Source organism: Komagataeibacter ossonobensis, assembly GCF_057359305.1.
On sequence record NZ_JBXAYQ010000001.1, the window covers coordinates 195,850 to 211,501 of the forward strand.

The 15,652-nt window shown below is 63.7% G+C and carries 14 protein-coding genes; 9 read left to right on the plus strand and 5 right to left on the minus strand.

The features are described from left to right. Window positions 1-177 precede the first annotated feature (177 nt). The gene (gene coaA / locus AC1RQ9_RS00910; protein WP_193733567.1) at window positions 178-1,155 is read left to right on the plus strand and encodes a type I pantothenate kinase; all 978 of its coding nucleotides are present in this window, start codon (window positions 178-180) and stop codon (window positions 1,153-1,155) included. Window positions 1,156-1,358: 203 nt separating this feature from the next. On the opposite strand, the gene aldA is transcribed toward coaA, so the two are convergent. Continuing rightward, the gene (aldA, locus tag AC1RQ9_RS00915; RefSeq protein ID WP_485985230.1) at window positions 1,359-2,807 is read right to left on the minus strand and encodes an aldehyde dehydrogenase; all 1,449 of its coding nucleotides are present in this window, start codon (window positions 2,805-2,807) and stop codon (window positions 1,359-1,361) included. 144 nt (window positions 2,808-2,951) lie between these two features. Then, window positions 2,952-3,575, minus strand: coding sequence for a ferritin-like domain-containing protein (locus AC1RQ9_RS00920; RefSeq protein ID WP_019091691.1), 624 nt, complete (start codon window positions 3,573-3,575; stop codon window positions 2,952-2,954). 189 nt (window positions 3,576-3,764) lie between these two features. On the opposite strand from AC1RQ9_RS00920, the gene AC1RQ9_RS00925 reads away from it, so the two are divergent. Further along, window positions 3,765-4,439: a GntR family transcriptional regulator gene (locus tag AC1RQ9_RS00925; protein WP_485985231.1), complete on the plus strand. Its 675-nt coding sequence runs from the start codon at window positions 3,765-3,767 to the stop codon at window positions 4,437-4,439. 27 nt (window positions 4,440-4,466) lie between these two features. On the opposite strand, the gene minE is transcribed toward AC1RQ9_RS00925, so the two are convergent. The 3 genes from minE to minC form a co-directional block, all read right to left on the minus strand. Beyond that, complete coding sequence (gene minE, locus AC1RQ9_RS00930; RefSeq protein ID WP_193733563.1) at window positions 4,467-4,742, minus strand: cell division topological specificity factor MinE; 276 nt, start codon at window positions 4,740-4,742, stop codon at window positions 4,467-4,469. After that, complete coding sequence (gene minD / locus AC1RQ9_RS00935; RefSeq protein ID WP_010507105.1) at window positions 4,742-5,554, minus strand: septum site-determining protein MinD; 813 nt, start codon at window positions 5,552-5,554, stop codon at window positions 4,742-4,744. Before minD ends, minE begins: the two co-directional genes overlap by 1 nt. Window positions 5,555-5,668: 114 nt before the next feature. Beyond that, the gene (gene minC / locus AC1RQ9_RS00940) at window positions 5,669-6,403 is read right to left on the minus strand and encodes a septum site-determining protein MinC (RefSeq protein WP_485985232.1); all 735 of its coding nucleotides are present in this window, start codon (window positions 6,401-6,403) and stop codon (window positions 5,669-5,671) included. A gap of 167 nt (window positions 6,404-6,570) precedes the next feature. On the opposite strand from minC, the gene fzlA reads away from it, so the two are divergent. From fzlA to AC1RQ9_RS00975, 7 genes are all read left to right on the plus strand, one after another. Next, entirely contained in the window at window positions 6,571-7,239 is a 669-nt protein-coding gene (fzlA, locus tag AC1RQ9_RS00945; RefSeq protein ID WP_010507101.1) for an FtsZ-binding protein FzlA, read from the plus strand. A 4-nt stretch (window positions 7,240-7,243) separates the two neighbouring features. Further along, window positions 7,244-8,476: a BaiN/RdsA family NAD(P)/FAD-dependent oxidoreductase gene (locus tag AC1RQ9_RS00950; RefSeq protein WP_485985233.1), complete on the plus strand. Its 1,233-nt coding sequence runs from the start codon at window positions 7,244-7,246 to the stop codon at window positions 8,474-8,476. After that, window positions 8,476-9,852, plus strand: coding sequence for an MBOAT family O-acyltransferase (locus tag AC1RQ9_RS00955; RefSeq protein ID WP_485985234.1), 1,377 nt, complete (start codon window positions 8,476-8,478; stop codon window positions 9,850-9,852). The genes AC1RQ9_RS00950 and AC1RQ9_RS00955 overlap by 1 nt, the downstream gene beginning before the upstream one ends. A 125-nt stretch (window positions 9,853-9,977) precedes the next feature. Next, window positions 9,978-11,366 (plus strand): replication-associated recombination protein A, encoded by a 1,389-nt coding sequence (locus AC1RQ9_RS00960; RefSeq protein ID WP_485985235.1) that lies wholly within the window; start codon window positions 9,978-9,980, stop codon window positions 11,364-11,366. Next, window positions 11,363-12,340 (plus strand): RluA family pseudouridine synthase, encoded by a 978-nt coding sequence (locus AC1RQ9_RS00965; RefSeq protein WP_193733571.1) that lies wholly within the window; start codon window positions 11,363-11,365, stop codon window positions 12,338-12,340. The genes AC1RQ9_RS00960 and AC1RQ9_RS00965 overlap by 4 nt, the downstream gene beginning before the upstream one ends. Window positions 12,341-12,372: 32 nt before the next feature. Further along, complete coding sequence (locus AC1RQ9_RS00970; RefSeq protein ID WP_485985236.1) at window positions 12,373-14,850, plus strand: AsmA family protein; 2,478 nt, start codon at window positions 12,373-12,375, stop codon at window positions 14,848-14,850. Beyond that, complete coding sequence (locus AC1RQ9_RS00975) at window positions 14,847-15,620, plus strand: ATP12 family chaperone protein (RefSeq protein WP_485985237.1); 774 nt, start codon at window positions 14,847-14,849, stop codon at window positions 15,618-15,620. Before AC1RQ9_RS00970 ends, AC1RQ9_RS00975 begins: the two co-directional genes overlap by 4 nt. Window positions 15,621-15,652: the final 32 nt, after the last annotated feature.

Here is a 15,652-nt window from a genome sequence, read left to right on the forward strand (position 1 = left end):
CAGGGGCGGACAGTGTGTCACAATTATCACGTCTTTATCAGGATGGGAGGAAAGCCGGGTCTGCGGCCCCCGCACACGCTAAATTGGGGAACTGGCGTATGGATTGGCGGGGATGATGGTGATACGCGGCAGATGACCTGCACCCACGCGCAGGGCCACAACAGAAAGGACAAGGGCATGGAGAACTGTGTGCTGGATGCGCGTCCTGTTCCCTCCACGCAGCCACCCCACGGGATGGTACAGCCTTATCTGATCTTTCCCCGTCCGGAATGGGCGGCCCTGCGCGCAAATGTGCCCCAGTCACTGGGGGAGGCGGATATCGCGGCCCTGCGTGGGCATAATGAACCGGTTTCGCTGGAAGACATCACCGAGGTCTACCTGCCGCTGTCGCGCCTGCTCAACCTGCATGTCATGGCGACGCGCAGCATGAACAACATGGTCAAGAGCGCCTTTATCGGCACGCCTGCCGTGACCATGCCGTTCGTGATCGGTATTGCGGGCAGCGTGGGCGTGGGCAAGAGCACGTTCGCGCGCCTGCTGCAGGCGGTGCTGTCGCGCTGGCCCGACCACCCGAATGTGGCGCTGGTCACGACCGATGGTTTCCTGCATTCCACGCGCGAACTGGAAAAGCGCAGGCTCATGCACCGCAAGGGCTTTCCCGAAAGCTATGACCTGCGGCAGATGATTGCCTTCCTCGCCGCGCTGAAGGCGGGGGAGCGTAACCTGCAGGTGCCGGTCTATTCGCATGAAGCCTATGACATCGTGCCCGACCGCTATCAGGTGATCGACCAGCCCGACATCCTGATATTCGAAGGGCTGAACGTGCTGCAGACCGTATCCGAACAGCCGTTCATGGCGTCTGACTTCTTCGATTTTTCCATCTATCTGGATGCGGACACGCAGGTGATCGAGGACTGGTACGTAAAACGCTTCCTGTCGCTTCAGCGCACGGCATTCCGCAAGCCGACATCCTATTTCCATCATTGTGCCGACCTGACACCCGATGAAGCCACGCGCATGGCGCATGATATCTGGCGGCGCATCAACCTGCCCAACCTGCAGCAGAATATCCTGCCCACGCGCGAACGTGCCCGCGTGGTCATGCACAAAAGCGCCAGCCACGCGATCGATACGGTGTGGATGCGCCAGATTTGAAACAGTATTCCAAAACAACGATCTGATAAAAAAGAATAAAAGTTTCCGGATGCTGTCTTTTTTTCAAACAGGCGGCGTTCCTTGAAGCTTTTCCATGGTTGATCGATGCTGTAACCCGGTCGAAATCCCTGGCACAGGGCAATAAAAAAGGCGGCCCGGATTGCTCCGGACCGCCCATGGCGTGTGGTGTCGTACCGCCTGCCTTATGCGTTCAGGTAAACGGTCTTGGTATCGACATAGGCTTCCAGCCCGTACTGGCCGTCCTCCCCGCCGATGCCGCTATCGCCATAACCGTGATGGAAGCCCTGTGCGGCCTCGCCCCCTTCACGGTTGACGTAGATCTCACCGAAGTTGAGTTCATTGGTCATGCGCATGATCTTCTTCAGGTCCTGCGTGAACATATAGGCGGACAGGCCATAGCGTGAGTTGTTGGCCTGCGCGATGGCGTCATCAAAGTCCTTTACGCGGATCAGTGACAGCACGGGGCCAAACACTTCGTTGCGCACGATGTCCATGTCACCGTTCACGTTGGTCAGCAGCGTGGGGGCATAGAAATTGCCCTTGTCATAGTCGCTGCCCGTCAGGCGCCTGCCGCCCAGTTCGACCTTTGCCCCCTGTTCCACGGCCTTGCGGACCATGGCATCGACCTTTTCCAGTTCCTGCGCGCTGATCTTCGGCCCCATATCGGTCTTTTCATCCAGCGGGTTGCCGGTTTTCAGGGCTTCGACCTTCGCACGCAGGCGCTTGAGGAACGTGTCATAGACTGCCGTATGGACATAGGTGCGTTCATTGGCTGTGCAGACCTGGCCACAGTTCATGAAGCGCGCGGAGACGGCGGCATTCACGGCGGCGTCGATATCCGCGTCCTCCATCACGATGAACGGCGCCTTGCCCCCCAGTTCCAGCCGGACTTCCTTCAGTCCCTCGGATGCGGCGGCCATGATCTTGCGACCTGCGGGCGTGCTGCCGGTCATGGTAATCAGCCTGGTGATCGGGCTGGTCACCAGCGCGTTGCCCACGGTCGCGCCGCCGCCGGTCACGACATTGAATATGCCCTTGGGGAAACCGGCTTCAACCGACAGTTCCGCTAGCGCCAGGGTCGAAAGCGGCGTCAGTTCATGTGGCTTGATGACAAAGGTATTGCCTGCCGCCAGTGCCGGACCCATCTTGCGCGCGGTCAGGGCGAGGGGGAAGTTCCATGCCGAAATGCCGGCCACCACGCCGTGCGGGATCTTTTCGATCAGGATCTTCTCACCCGGGCGGCTGCCGGGAATGATATTGCCTTCCAGGCGGCGTACGTTTTCAGCGGCGAAGCGGATCAGCTGGATGGCGAAATTGACCTCGATCCGGGCTTCCTTCAGCGGCTTGCCGTTTTCAGACGTGATGATGCGCGCCAGCTTTTCCGCATCGCGCCGGATCAGTTCAATCAGGCGGTACAGGTAATCCGCCCGGTCGGTGGCGACCTGTCGGCTCCACGCGGGAAAGGCGTCCTGTGCGGTACGCAGTGCGCGGTTGACATCGGCTTCACCTGCGACCGCAACCTGGGCCAGCACTTCCCCGGTTGCGGGATTACGGATGGTCTCGTGTTCGGTATTGTCGGCCTTGGACCATGCGCCACCAATGAACAGGTCATGGGTTTTCGGCTTGGTCATGGGGAAATCTCCGTTTTCAGTCAGTTCTGTGGTTTGTCGGGCCTGTGTGGCCGGACGCCGCGCGCGGCAACGCCACCCGCCCCGGTCCGTCCGGGGCAGGGTGGGCGCATGTGGTGCAGGCGACGGAAAGAAGGTGGAAGAAGGTCAGGACTGCAGGAAGGGACGGCCTTCGTGGGCGACCAGCAGGTCATGCATGTCGGTTGCGTGTTCTTCTTCTTCCGCAAGGATCTTTTCAAGCATGATCCGCGTTGTGGGATCATGATCGGCAAAATAGCGGATCAGTTCGCGATAGTGTTCGATGACCAGGCGTTCGGCCACAAGGTTCTGGCGCACCATTTCAATCAGGTTGCCGCCATCGCCATACTCGGTGGCGGACCGGGTTGCCAGCCCTTCGGGCGACAGGTTCGGCACGCCGCCAAGCTGGTCAATGCGGTCGGCCGCCCACATCATGTGGGCCCGTTCCTCCTTGGCGTGGGTCGCGAATTCGCTGGAAACACTTTCGCTGGTAATGCCCGTGACGGAAATGGAATGCATGGTATAGCGCAGCACGCATACAAGTTCGGTCGCAACGACAGTCTGCAGCAGGTCGATCGCGGTCTGGACATTGCCCTGGTACGCAGGGGTAAGGGCCCCTTTTTCGATTGCTTTCTTCGCGCGTTCGCGCAGGGTCTGCACATCGGTCAGGAACGTATTTTCACCTGCATCGGACATGATGCTCTCCTTGTCGGTTTCAGGCATGCGCATGGTGGCATGTCCGTTACGGATCATTGCCCGTCCTAACGGGCCGACAGGAAAGGGGTTCCCCCCTAAGGCGGTTTTGGGGGCAGATCAGCCCGCAGACAGTCTAAATGCGGCAAAAAATGACTTTTTCGTTGCGTCAGGCGTTGCCATTCACGGCCAGATCATTATTGATCGATATTAATAAGACCTATTTGCATTAAGGATGAAGTAAACGGCATGGTATCATTCAGCGCAGGCCAGTCTGAAAAGCTTCCCCGCCGCGCGTTGAGCGACGACGCCTATGAGCATGTGCGTCGTGGGCTGATCCGCAGCCGTTATCGCTCGGGCGAACGGCTGGTGCTGCGGCCGCTGGCGGCGGAACTGGGGCTTAGCCCCACCCCGGTGCGTGAGGCGCTGCTGCGCCTTGTGTCCGAACATGCGCTGGAACTCAATGATCGCAATACCGCCGTCGTGCCAGCCATGACCCAGCGCAGCTTTGCCGAAATCCATGACCTGCGCGTTGACCTGGAAATGCGTCTTGCCGCTGCCGCCGCCCAGCGTGCGTCCGATCACGGGGTCGAGGCGCTGGTCATCCTGCAGCAGCAGTTCATGAATGCATCGCACGCCGGTGACGATGGCGGCATGGCGGCCTTCAACGCCGATTTCCATACCACGGTGGCGACATTGGCCGAACTGCCGCTGACCGCGACGATCCTGCGCAACCTGTGGATGCGCATCGGACCGATCTATGCCCTGTCACGCCCCATGATCCAGATGCAGCATGAAGGGCGCACCCACCCGCACGACGACCTGATCGCGGCATTGCGCCGGCGTGACGTGGCGGCGGCGCAGGTGGCGGTCACGCGTGATTTCGAACACGCGCGCCGCTGGATCGAACCCCGCCTGTCCTGACGGGGTATGGCCCGGCCGGGCGCGCGCCTACCGGCGGCCCGGCGTGCGGATCTGCGGTACCTCGATGTCGATTTCCAGCATCGAGACGGAATTGCCGCGGTCCAGCTTCACCTGCACCTTTTCCTGCTCGACGGGAATGTGCCGCTTGATGACTTCAATGATTTCCGCCTGCAGTTTGGACAGGAGGTCGGATTCATTGCCCTCTCCCGTCCGTTCGTGCGCCAGCAGGATCTGCAGCCTGTCGCGGGCAACAGGGGCGGATGTTTTCGTGCCGCGCCCAAAAAGGGAACCAAACAGGCTCATCAGCTTTTCCCCTTGAACAGGCGGGCCAGCAGGCCCTTGCGTTCGGTCGGGACCGTGATCTCCAGTTTCTCGCCTTCCAGCCGGCGCGCCGCTTCGGCATAGGCACGGGCAGGCGGGCTGTCAGGGCTGCTTAACGTCACCGGCGCGCCAAGGTTCGATGCGCGCAGCACTTCCTCGCTTTCGGGAATGATGCCCAGCAGCGGGATGGACAGGATTTCCAGCACATCCTCGATCCGCAGCATCTCGCCCCGCGCCGCGCGGGCCGGGTCGTAGCGGGTCAGCAGCAGGTGCTTTTCGATCTTGCCGCCGCCCTTCGCCTTTTCGGTCGTGCTGTCCAGCATGCCGATGATCCGGTCACTGTCGCGCACGGACGATACTTCGGGGTTTGTTACGACAATGGCGTGGTCGGCATGGTACATGGCCAGCTGCGCGCCGCGTTCGATCCCGGCCGGGCTGTCACAGATCACCCAGTCGAATTTCTCCCGCAGTTCCTGCATGACGCGGGCGACCCCTTCGGCCGTCAGGGCGTCCTTGTCGCGCGTCTGGGACGCGGGCAGGATGGACAGCGTCTCGATGCGCTTGTCACGGATCAGCGCCTGCGACAGCTTGGCGTCGCCCTGGATCACGTTGATCAGGTCGAACACGACCCGCCGTTCCGCCCCCATCACCAGGTCGAGGTTACGGAGGCCCACGTCAAAATCGACCACGACGACATTCTGCCCGGTCTGGGCCAGTGCGGCGCCCAGTGCGGCGGTTGACGTGGTCTTTCCGACGCCACCCTTGCCGGATGTGACAACCAGTACTTTTGCCATTGAGGTACCTGTTTGTCCGCTTTTAGGAGGTGTTTTCTTGTTCATGACCTGATGGATACGGTTGGATGGGTTGGCACGCGTAAGGAGCGCGACGGGGGACTTTCGGGTGCCTGCCTAGCGTTTGCGCACGGGAAAGGCAGGCGGCACAAGCGGCTGGACCACAAGTGTGTCATTAGTGAGGACGATCTGTGCAGGTTTTTCAACATATTGCGGATCAATTTCTTCCGCCGTTATGTAATATCCGTCAATGGCCAGCAGTTCCGCCTGCATGGAATGGGCGAATATGCGGGCGTCGGGCTGCCCGTTCATGCCTGCGATGGCGCGGCCACGCAGCGGGCCATAGATATGGATCGACCCGCCTGCCGTCACCTCCGCGCCTGAGCCGACCGAGCCGATGATGATGATGTCCCCATCGGGGTTCATGATCACCTGACCCGAACGGATGGGCTGTTCGATGATCATGGATGACCCGCGTGGCGGCTGCGGCTGCACGGGCGCTGCGTCATCGGGGATGTCCACTGCCCCGGACGCCCGCCCGCCCATGAACCCCGATGGCCAGTCCCATCCCGCGCAGGCCGGCCATGAGGCATCACCGCCTTCTATGCCGATGATGCGGATGCCACGCGCGCACAGCGCGGGATAGAGTTCGGCCAGCCCCTCCGTCGTGGCGTCAAGCAGGGACAGGTCAAGGATGACCGGCTTGCCGGCAAAGAATGTGCTCGATCGCGCGATCTGTGCATCAAGCCCGGCTAGCCAGTCGGCCAGAACGGGTTCGGGCGACAGCACCAGGGCAAGGAACGACCGCCCGCGTGCGCGGATTTTCGGTGTGGGACGCAATTCGTCGGGCAACGTTATCCTGTCCTGTCTGGTGAATGGGCCGTGTTGTTTCCAGCTACCGTGTCAGGCCGTCACTGTCGAGTGAAGGATGCCCCATTCACCTGCCATGCAGCCATACTTTTTCATCCCTGTGCACTCGGGGCTTGGCGAAGGGCGTGACAATGCAATAAAGCGGGAACATGCGCATCCTGTATCACCTTCCCCTTTCCCCCTATTCCCGCAAGGTCCGCCTCGTGCTGGGGGAAAAGCGCTTGCCGTTTGAACTCAAGACCGAGCGGGTGTGGGAACGTCGTCCCGAATATCTTGACCGCAACCCGGCCGGCACGGTGCCCATGCTACAGGAAAGCAACGGGTTGTGCATTCCCGATTCGTGGGTCATCTGCGAATATCTGGAGGAAGCCTATCCCGACACCCCGCTTCTGGGCCGCACGCTGGCCGAACGGGTGGAGGTGCGCAGGCTGGTGGTCTGGTTCGATGAGAAATTCGGGGCCGAGGTCTCGCGCAACCTGCTCAATGAAAAGGTGATGAAGCGCATTTCGGGCAAGGGCAATCCCGATGGCGCGGCCCTGCGTGCGGGCTATGCCAACATCCGCGTCCACCTGTCCTATATCGACTGGCTGGCGGAAACGCGGCAGTGGCTGGCAGGCAACATGCTGTCGATGGCGGATTTCGCGGCGGCCGCACACCTGTCGTGCCTTGATTTCCTTGATGACGTGGACTGGTCGCGCGCGCCGGCGGCCAAGGACTGGTACGCCCGCGTCAAGAGCCGCCCGTGTTTCCGCGCGCTGCTGCAGGACCGCATCACCGGCTTCACCCCTCCCGCCCATTACGCGGATCTGGATTTCTAGGGACATGACAGCACATACTGCCGGTTTCGGCGCCATCGTGCTGGGGGCCGGGGCAGCGGGCCTTATGGCGGCCGCCACGGCGGGGCAGGCAGGCGCGCGCGTGCTGGTGCTGGACCATGCGCCGCATGCAGGCCGCAAGATCCTGATTTCCGGCGGGGGCCGGTGCAATTTCACCAACATGGACACGGGACCGGGGCAGTTTCTGTCCGCCAACCCGCATTTCGCCAAATCGGCGCTGGCGCGGTACACGCCCGCCGATTTTCTGGCGATGGTGCAGCGCCATCGTATCCCATGGCATGAAAAGGCGGCGGGTCAGCTGTTCTGTGACCGTTCGGCGCGCGACATCGTGGACATGCTGCGACGTGAATGCGCGGCGGGGCAGGTGGATGTGCGGGTGTCGCACCGGATTATTGACGTGGCGCGTGACGGTGCGGGGCATTTCCGGGTCGAGACGGATCACGGTACCTTCCATGCGCCCAGCCTGATTGTGGCGACCGGCGGCCTGTCGATTCCCAAGCTGGGGGCAACCGGGCTGGCCCATGACCTTGCGCGCCGGTTCGGGCTACGTATCGTCCAGCCAGCACCCGCGCTGGTGCCGCTGATATTCGGTGCGCAGGACCGTGAATGGATGGAACCGCTGGCCGGGCTGTCGGTCACGGTGGGCATTACCTGCCATGCGGGGCAAGGGCGGCAGGCACGCCAGGTTACCTTCCGTGATGGCATGGTCTTTACCCATCGTGGCCTGTCGGGGCCTGCCATCCTGCAGGCCTCATCCTACTGGCAGCCGGGGCAGGTGCTGGATATCGACCTGCTGCCCGGTATCGATGCCGCCAGCAGGCTGCTGGAAATCAAGCGCGACCGCCCGCGTGCAGGCGGGGTGGCCATGCTGTCCATGCTGCTGCCGCAGCGTCTGGCACAGCTTATGGCGCAGGCACACCTGCCTGACGGGCAGCTTGCGGGCATGCCCGACGCGGTGCTGGCCAATGTCGCCAGTGTCCTGTCGGGCTGGCGGCTCAACCCGCATGGCACCGAAGGCTATGTAAAGGCCGAGGTCACGCGCGGTGGGGTTGATACGGACTGCCTGTCCTCACGCGATATGGAGGCGCGTGACGTGCCCGGCCTGTTCATGGTGGGCGAGGCAGTGGACGTGACCGGCTGGCTGGGTGGCTACAATTTCCAGTGGGCATGGGCCAGTGGCCATGCGGCAGGGCGGGCGGTGGCGGAACGCGGCGGCTGATGCTGTTTGCGTCACAGTCGTTCCTGGTTGTCTTCCTGCCGCTGGTCCTTGGTCTGTATTACGCCGTGGGCGACAGCCGGGCCGCGCGACAGGGCGTGATCATTGCTGCGTCGGTGCTGTTTTACGGATTATGGGACTGGCGTTTCGTGCCGTTCTTGCTGGCGATGATCGGGTTCAGCCAGATGGTCGCCTTCATGTGGGGGCGGACCGGCCGGCGCATGTGGCTGCGGGTGGGGATCGCGGGCAATCTTGCCGTGCTGTTCGGCTTCAAATACGCCGACTGGCTGGCGGGCAGCGTAATGCACTGGATGGGGCGGGACCATATGGCATGGTCCATCGTGCTGCCGCTGGGGCTGTCGTTTTTCGTGTTCCAGAAAATCTCATACCTTGTCGATCTGGGCCGGGGACAGGCGCGGGTGTACCGGCTGGCGGATTTCATGGAATTCGTCACGTTCTTCCCGCAACTCGTGGCTGGCCCCATCGTGCGGCATAACGAACTGATCCCGCAGTTCGACAACAGTCCGCGCAATGCCGCGATGTGGGAAAACCTGGGCCGGGGCAGCCTGCTGCTGCTGGTGGGCCTTGGCAAGAAGGTGGGGCTGGCTGACACATTGGGGACCATCTGCGCGCCGGTGTTTGATGCCGCCCATGCGGGCCATGTGCCCGGCATGGGGGCGGCATGGCTGGCGGCTGTGGCCTACATGCTGCAGATCTATTTCGATTTTTCGGGTTATTCCGACATGGCCATCGGCATGGCGCTGATGATGGGCATCCGCCTGCCATTCAATTTCAACGCGCCCTATACAGCGGTTTCGGTGCGGGATTTCTGGCGGCGGTGGCATATGACGCTGTCGCGTTTCCTGCGTGATTACATCTATATCCCGCTGGGCGGAAACCGCTGCACGCCGCTGCGGCAGGCCGTCAATGTCATGGTGACCATGGGACTGGCGGGCGTGTGGCACGGGGCGGGGTGGAACTTTGTCGTGTGGGGCCTGCTGCATGGCGCGGCGCTGGCCGTAGCGCATGCATGGGATCGCGCGGGACGTGTCATGCCCCGCGTGGGTGGGTATGTGCTGACCATGGGGTTCGTGCTGCTGACATGGGTGGTGTTCCGCGCCGCCGACCTTGCAACGGCAGGGCGCATGCTGGGGGCCATGGCCGGGCTGCATGGCATGGGGGGTACTGCGGTCCACCACCCGGCCGTGCTGGCGCTGGCGGCAGCCGTGGCGGTAATTGGTCCGGCATCGCAGCAGGTGGTGATCGAACGCCTGCAGCCCGCACCGTGGATGGCGGTGGCGGCAGGGGTCGCCCTTGTGCTGCTGGTGTTCCTGATTGGCGGGCGACCGCCGGAACCCTTCATCTATTTCCAGTTCTGACAGCGTCTGCCATTGCAGCGCAGGGCGTGTATTGTGCGCCCGGCACTGGTATTGCGGGGTAATACTTCCCAAATCTGGTAATGATCTGCCACATGGGCCGATCAGGATGATACAGGCAGGAGCATATGGCAGGCAGGCGTGACAGCATGGATAACGAGCCGACGGATCTGTTTGGCGCGCCCCCGCCACAGCACGACAGGCGTGGTCCGGTCCCGTTTCCGGCCCATGAACCGAAAGTCGCCGCCCGCACGCAGCCACTGGCCGACCGCCTGCGTCCCGCAACGCTGGATGACGTGGTGGGACAGGATCACCTGCTGGGGCCTCAGGGCAGCCTGCGGCAGATGCTGGCGCGCGGGTCACTGGCCAGCCTGATCCTGTGGGGTGGGCCGGGGGTGGGCAAGACCACCATCGCCCGCCTGCTGGCCAATGCGGCGGGGCTGCGCTTCGTGCAGCTTTCGGCGGTGTTTTCCGGCGTGGCCGACCTCAAGCGCGCGTTTGAGGATGCCCGGCGCACCAGCGCCAGTGGCGGCGGCACGCTCCTGTTCGTTGATGAAATCCATCGCTTCAACCGCGCGCAGCAGGACGGATTCCTGCCTGTGGTGGAAGATGGCACCGTGGTGCTGGTGGGTGCCACGACGGAAAACCCGTCCTTTGCGCTGAACAGTGCGCTGCTGTCGCGCTGCCAGGTGCTGGTGCTGCACCGTCTGGATGACGCGGCGATGGAAAAACTGCTGGAACGTGCCGAAGCCACGACCGGCACGACCCTGCCGCTGACATCCGAAGCCCGCGCCACCTTGCGCGCCATGGCCGATGGGGACGGGCGCTACCTGCTGAACATGGTCGAGCAGCTTCTGGCCCTGCCACCGCAGAAGGCCCCGCTGGATCCCGCTGGCCTGTCCAGCCTGCTGGCCCGCCGCGCCGCGCTGTATGACAAGGACCGGGAGGAACATTACAACCTGATTTCCGCCCTGCATAAATCCATGCGCGGATCGGACCCGGACGCGGCGCTGTACTGGTTCGCCCGCATGCTGGAAGGGGGCGAGGACCCACGCTACATCGCCCGCCGCCTGACCCGCTTCGCCGCCGAGGACGTGGGCATGGCCGACCCGCAGGCCCTGCCGCTGGCAGTCGCCGCGTGGGAGACATTCGAACGCCTGGGATCGCCCGAAGGCGAACTGGCGCTGGCGCAGCTTGTGGTGCACCTGGCCACCGCGCCAAAATCCAATGCGGTGTACAAGGGCTACAACATGGCCCGCCGGGCGGCGCGCGCCACCGGCAGCCTGATGCCACCGGCCCATATCCTCAACGCGCCGACCACGCTCATGAAGGATATCGGCTACGGCAAGGGCTATGAATACGACCATGATACGGAAGGGGGCATATCGGGCCAGAACTACTTCCCCGATGGCATGCGCCGCCCGAAACTGTACCAGCCCACCGGGCGTGGATATGAACGCGAAGTGGCGCGACGACTGGACAGTTGGAACAGAGTGCGCGAAAGCCGTGGGTCATGAGTGTCGTTACCCTTACCGTCAGCGATGACGAAGCCGATATCCGCCTCGACCGCTGGTTCCGCAGGCATTACCCCCATCTGACGCAGGGTGCGTTGCAGAAGCTGTGTCGCACGGGGCAGGTGCGCGTGGATGGCAGGCGCGCCACTGCCGCCACCCGTCTGGCCCCCGGGCAGGCGGTGCGCGTGCCGCCCATACCCAACGCCAACCGCCCGCCGCCACTGGCGGTCAAACCGCTGGACGAGCGGCAGGTGCGCGAGATCAACAAGATGGTCGTCTACCGTGATGACCACGTGATCGTGCTGAACAAGCCCGCAGGCATTGCGGTGCAGGGCGGGCCGGGCATCACGCACCATATCGACGCGCTGCTTGATGGCCTGCGCGAAAACCCAGATGACCCGCGTCCGCGCCTGGTCCACCGTATTGACCGTGATACGTCCGGCCTGCTGCTGGTCGCGCGCACGCCCGGGGTTGCGGCCAAGCTGGCGGCGGCCTTTCGCGGGCGTGACGTGCACAAGGTCTACTGGGCTGTGGTCGTGGGGCGTCCCAGCCCGGCCACGGGTATCATTGACCAGCCGCTGACCAAGCTGGGCGCGGGGGCCGGTGCCATCAGCGTCGTGGCCGAACGGGGCGATGCGGACGCGGTGCATGCCCTGTCGGAATACGAGGTGCTGGATGCGGCGGGGCGCAAGCTGTCGTGGCTGGCACTTTCGCCGCTGACGGGCCGTACCCATCAGCTGCGTGTGCATTGCGAGGCATTGGGCAACCCCATACTGGGTGATCCGAAATATGGCGGTGACATAGCGCATGTCACCGGGTTTACGGATAAGCTACACCTGCATGCCCGCAGGCTGGAACTGCCGCACCCGGCAGGTGGCACGCTGGTGGTCGAGGCGGACCTGCCCCCCCACATGCGTGAGACATTCCGGCAGATCGGTTTTGTCGCACCCGCCACGGCACAGCCCCGCCGCAGCTAGCGCGGCCCGAATGGTACAGGACAGGAATTGAAATGGCACATAACGGAAATGCACGGCGCATACTCCTCGGCTCGGTCGCAGCACTGGTCGTGATCGCGGGCGGGGCGGGGCTTGCGGTCAAGTCCATGCTGGACCCCGACGCGCTGCGCACCAAGGCCATTGCCGCAATTGAAAAACAGACCGGACGCAAGGTGCGCATGGGTGGGCTGGAACTGCATGTCCTGCCCACCCTGTCGCTGTCCGTAAGTGATGTCGGCCTGTCGGACATGGCCGGTGGCGCCTATACGGACATGGTGACGGCAGACAAGCTGCAGGCCAGCATGGGGCTGATGGCGCTGCTGCACCACGAAATCCGGCTGGAGGACCTGAAGCTGGTCCACCCCGTCGTCCATCTGGAACGCACGAACAAGGGAGAGGCCAACTGGCGCCTGTCGCCCACCAGCGCGCAGGCCACGGCCACGCCGGATGCAAAGACCACGCAGGCCGCGTCCGACTGGAAGGTGCAGATCGGCAGCATCCGCATAAGCAATGCCGACCTTGACTGGGACGACCAGATGTCGGGCAGCAGGGGCAAGGTGGTGCTGGACCACATCAACCTGTCGGATGTTGATGGCGCGAAACCCGAAATTGATGTGGCGGGCCATAACGATAGCGGCAGCTTCACGCTGGCGGGCCACACGGGTGCGATCAGCCTGACATCCACCGCACGGGCCGGCTGGCCGGTTGCGTTGCAGGCGGCGTTCAAAGCCGGTGGGCAGCCGGTGGGGCAGTTGACAGTGGATGGCACCGTGGCCGACCCCGACCACATGAAGGGCTATAACGTCAAACTGGATGGCAATATCACCAGCCTGAAGGCGATCGACGCGTTCGTGCCGGGGCTGAGCCTGCCGGATGTGCGGCGGCTGTCGCTCAAGGCCAATGTGGTGGATGGCAGCGCCGCGGACAAGGAAGGCAGCACGCCGCTGCTCAATTCCCTGCATCTGGACACGGGCGCGGTGGATGCCGGGCAGTACCTGTCCGGCCTGACGCTGCAGGGGCTGTCGGTTGATGCGCCGGGTCCAAAGGACGCCGTGACCATCCGCAGTCAGGGCACGTGGCAGGGGCAGGGGCTGAAACTGTCCGGCACGCTGGGATCGCTGCAACAGGTGGAACAGGCGGCGCTGTCGCACCTGGCCGACCCGCTGCCGCTGTCGCTGGACCTGTCGGGTGATCCGGGCAGCCTGCGTGTCGCGGGCACGCTGGGCGGTTCGCGCGCGGTGGTGAATGTCAACGCAACCGCGGGCAAGCTGCCGCTGCCCAATGGTGCGGCGATCGATCACCTGGAAGCCTCGACCCACCTGGTCAGCGAGGATAACGGCGCGCATTTCCAGCTTTCGGATATTGTGGTCAAGAGCACGCAGGTCTCCCTCAAGGGGGCGCTGGACCTGTCGGTTCACGGCGGGCATTCCGGGGTGCCGCTGGTCAGTGGCGCAATTGATGCAAGCTGGGTGAATGCGGATGCCCTGATGGGCAACGCCACCACCACCAAGGCGGACGCAAACACTGTCACGCCTGCAAATGGCAAGGGCAGTGATGAAACGCTGCCATTCGACCGGCTGCGCAAGCTGGATGCCGACCTGCGCCTGACCGTGGCGCAGCTGGAATTCGAGGGCGATGAATACCGCAACGCCCTGACCCATATCAGCCTGCGCAACGGGCTGCTGAAGGTTGATCCGCTACAGGCCGAAGGCACGGGCCGCCGCCTGTCGGGCCAGTTCGAGGTCGATGCATCGGGCAGCGTGCCCACCGTATCGGGCACCATCGGCACGCTGGTGCTGCCGGCGACATGGCTGGAAAGCAAGGCGGGCCTGTCCAACATGGTGCAGGGCGCGTTGCAGGTCGTGGGTGAAGTGCGCTCGCAGGGCAATACCGCGACCGAACTGCGCACCGGCATGACCGGGCACCTTGGCGTATCCATGATCAATGGCACGGTCAGCGGCAGCGCGCTGGGTGAACTGCTGGGTGATGCGGCACGTGGCGCGCTGGGTTCCGGCCCGATCGCGCTGCGCTGCTTCGGCCTGCACATGAACATGGCGGACAAGCGGGCAAATGTGGATACCATCGGCGTGCAGACCAATGCGCTGACCGTGACCGGCAAGGGCACGGTGGGCATGGTATCGCATGACCTGGACCTGCATCTTGTGCCGCAGGTCATGATCGGTGGCACTGGCGCCACCGTGCCGCTGCGCGTGGGGGGAACGCTTTCGTCCCCGCGTCCCAAGATGGATGGCGGTGCGGATGGCCGTTACGCCATCGGCCTGCTGCTGGGCGGATCGGATAGCAAGGCAGTGGCCGATCCGTGCCCCGCGACGCTGAAGGTTGCGCGTGAAGGGCAGGCCGGACCCGAACCCACGACGGCGGCGCCCAAGGCGCAGTCCTCTGGCGCTGCGGGCCTGCTGGGCAATTCCAAGTCCTCGCCGGATGTAAAGAAGGCGGCTGGCCTGCTGAAGGGGCTGGGTATCCTGAAATGACGCAGGGCAACGGAATGAAGGAGGGGGTACGTCCCCCCACACCCCAGACACAGGGCAGGCGCAGGCGGTTCTGGACACAGGCCGCCGCCCGTCCGGCGGAGGGGGGATACAGTGTCGAGCTTGACGGGCGCGGCATCCGCCTGCCCGGTGGGACGCCGCTGTGTGTCATGTCGCGTGCGCTGGCCGGTGCGATTGCCGATGAATGGGCGCATGCCGGTGGGGAAAAGGGCGGGGACTTCACCCCCGATGACCTGCCGCTGACCCGTATTGCCGGTACCATGATCGAACGCGTCGCCCCGGACCCTGCAGCGCAGGCAAGCGCCCTGCTGCAATATGTGGATGGGGAACTGCTGTGCTACCGCGCGGATCATCCCGCCCTGCTGTGCGCGCGCCAGAAGGCGGAATGGGATCCGCAGCTTGCGTGGCTGAAAGCGCGTTATGGCATCGATATGGCGGTGACGCAGGGCATCATGCCCCTGTCGCAGGCACCGGCGGTGCAGGCGGCATGGCGCGGCATCCTGGAAAAGATGGATAATCCAGCACTTGCCGCACTGGGGGTAATGGTGCCCGCCATGAAAAGCATCGTGCTGGGACTGGCGGTTGTGACAGGCGCGTTGCCCGACGCAAAGGCGGCGGAGATCGCATCCGTGGATGAACGCACCCAGATGGACATATGGGGCAGGGACGACAAGCAGGAAGCAGCCCTGCGTCTGGTGGGCCTTGAGGTCACGGACGCATCGCGTTTCCTGCGGCTGTGCCATATGGGCTGAGACAAAGGGCGGTCTGCAAAAAGCTTCAAAGA

Coding starts and splice junctions, on each gene's coding strand:
- coaA (WP_193733567.1), top strand. CDS start 178: ATGGAGAACTGTGTGCTGGATGCGCGTCCTGTTCCCTCCACGCAGCCA.
- aldA (WP_485985230.1), bottom strand. CDS start 2,807: ATGACCAAGCCGAAAACCCATGACCTGTTCATTGGTGGCGCATGGTCC.
- AC1RQ9_RS00920 (WP_019091691.1), bottom strand. CDS start 3,575: ATGATCCGTAACGGACATGCCACCATGCGCATGCCTGAAACCGACAAG.
- AC1RQ9_RS00925 (WP_485985231.1), top strand. CDS start 3,765: ATGGTATCATTCAGCGCAGGCCAGTCTGAAAAGCTTCCCCGCCGCGCG.
- minE (WP_193733563.1), bottom strand. CDS start 4,742: ATGAGCCTGTTTGGTTCCCTTTTTGGGCGCGGCACGAAAACATCCGCC.
- minD (WP_010507105.1), bottom strand. CDS start 5,554: ATGGCAAAAGTACTGGTTGTCACATCCGGCAAGGGTGGCGTCGGAAAG.
- fzlA (WP_010507101.1), top strand. CDS start 6,571: ATGCGCATCCTGTATCACCTTCCCCTTTCCCCCTATTCCCGCAAGGTC.
- AC1RQ9_RS00950 (WP_485985233.1), top strand. CDS start 7,244: ATGACAGCACATACTGCCGGTTTCGGCGCCATCGTGCTGGGGGCCGGG.
- AC1RQ9_RS00955 (WP_485985234.1), top strand. CDS start 8,476: ATGCTGTTTGCGTCACAGTCGTTCCTGGTTGTCTTCCTGCCGCTGGTC.
- AC1RQ9_RS00960 (WP_485985235.1), top strand. CDS start 9,978: ATGGCAGGCAGGCGTGACAGCATGGATAACGAGCCGACGGATCTGTTT.
- AC1RQ9_RS00965 (WP_193733571.1), top strand. CDS start 11,363: ATGAGTGTCGTTACCCTTACCGTCAGCGATGACGAAGCCGATATCCGC.
- AC1RQ9_RS00970 (WP_485985236.1), top strand. CDS start 12,373: ATGGCACATAACGGAAATGCACGGCGCATACTCCTCGGCTCGGTCGCA.
- AC1RQ9_RS00975 (WP_485985237.1), top strand. CDS start 14,847: ATGACGCAGGGCAACGGAATGAAGGAGGGGGTACGTCCCCCCACACCC.